Origin of the sequence: Streptomyces sp. NPDC052301 (assembly GCF_044593395.1) — a bacterium.
In the GTDB taxonomy this organism is placed as follows: Bacteria; Actinomycetota; Actinomycetes; order Streptomycetales; family Streptomycetaceae; genus Streptomyces.
Window position 1 is genome coordinate 1 of the sequence record NZ_JBIUBE010000029.1, and the last position, 1,600, is coordinate 1,600.

The 1,600-nt window shown below is 56.9% G+C and carries 2 rRNA genes (1 of these 2 cut by a window edge); both read right to left on the bottom strand.

Annotation, left to right across the window (positions count from 1 at the left end):
- A 5S ribosomal RNA gene (gene rrf / locus ACIHEJ_RS40655) occupies positions 1–117 on the bottom strand.
- 89 nt (positions 118–206) lie between these two features.
- Positions 207–1,600: ribosomal RNA gene (locus ACIHEJ_RS40660) — 23S ribosomal RNA — on the bottom strand; it runs 1,798 nt beyond the window's last position.

The following is a 1,600-nucleotide window of genomic DNA, read 5'->3' on the forward strand; positions in this document are numbered from 1 at the left end:
GTTCGGCGGCGTCCTACTCTCCCACAGGGTCCCCCCTGCAGTACCATCGGCGCTGTGAGGCTTAGCTTCCGGGTTCGGAATGTAACCGGGCGTTTCCCTCACGCTATGACCACCGAAACACTATGAAACTGTGAACGCCGCACCACGCCTGTGACAACGTGGGGCTGTTCGTGGTTTCAGAACCAACACAGTGGACGCGAGCAACTGAGGACAAGCCCTCGGCCTATTAGTACCGGTCACCTCCACACGTTGCCGTGCTTCCAGATCCGGCCTATCAACCCAGTCGTCTACTGGGAGCCTTACCCCATCAAGTGGGTGGGAGTCCTCATCTCGAAGCAGGCTTCCCGCTTAGATGCTTTCAGCGGTTATCCCTCCCGAACGTAGCCAACCAGCCATGCCCTTGGCAGAACAACTGGCACACCAGAGGTTCGTCCGTCCCGGTCCTCTCGTACTAGGGACAGCCCTTCTCAAGACTCCTACGCGCACAGCGGATAGGGACCGAACTGTCTCACGACGTTCTAAACCCAGCTCGCGTACCGCTTTAATGGGCGAACAGCCCAACCCTTGGGACCGACTCCAGCCCCAGGATGCGACGAGCCGACATCGAGGTGCCAAACCATCCCGTCGATATGGACTCTTGGGGAAGATCAGCCTGTTATCCCCGGGGTACCTTTTATCCGTTGAGCGACGGCGCTTCCACAAGCCACCGCCGGATCACTAGTCCCGACTTTCGTCCCTGCTCGACCCGTCGGTCTCACAGTCAAGCTCCCTTGTGCACTTACACTCAACACCTGATTGCCAACCAGGCTGAGGGAACCTTTGGGCGCCTCCGTTACCCTTTAGGAGGCAACCGCCCCAGTTAAACTACCCATCAGACACTGTCCCTGATCCGGATCACGGACCCAGGTTAGACATCCAGCACGACCAGACTGGTATTTCAACGACGACTCCACCCATACTGGCGTATGAGCTTCACAGTCTCCCAGCTATCCTACACAAGCCGAACCGAACACCAATATCAAACTGTAGTAAAGGTCCCGGGGTCTTTCCGTCCTGCTGCGCGAAACGAGCATCTTTACTCGTAGTGCAATTTCACCGGGCCTATGGTTGAGACAGTCGAGAAGTCGTTACGCCATTCGTGCAGGTCGGAACTTACCCGACAAGGAATTTCGCTACCTTAGGATGGTTATAGTTACCACCGCCGTTTACTGGCGCTTAAGTTCTCAGCTTCGCCCACCCGAAAGTGAGCTAACCGGTCCCCTTAACGTTCCAGCACCGGGCAGGCGTCAGTCCGTATACATCGCCTTACGGCTTCGCACGGACCTGTGTTTTTAGTAAACAGTCGCTTCTCGCTGGTCTCTGCGGCCACCCCCAGCTCAGAGCGCAAAGCTCATCACCAGGTGTGGCCCCCCTTCTCCCGAAGTTACGGGGGCATTTTGCCGAGTTCCTTAACCATAGTTCACCCGAACGCCTCGGTATTCTCTACCTGACCACCTGAGTCGGTTTAGGGTACGGGCCGCCATGAAACTCGCTAGAGGCTTTTCTCGACAGCATAGGATCATCCACTTCACCACAATCGGCTCGGCATCAGGTCTCAGCC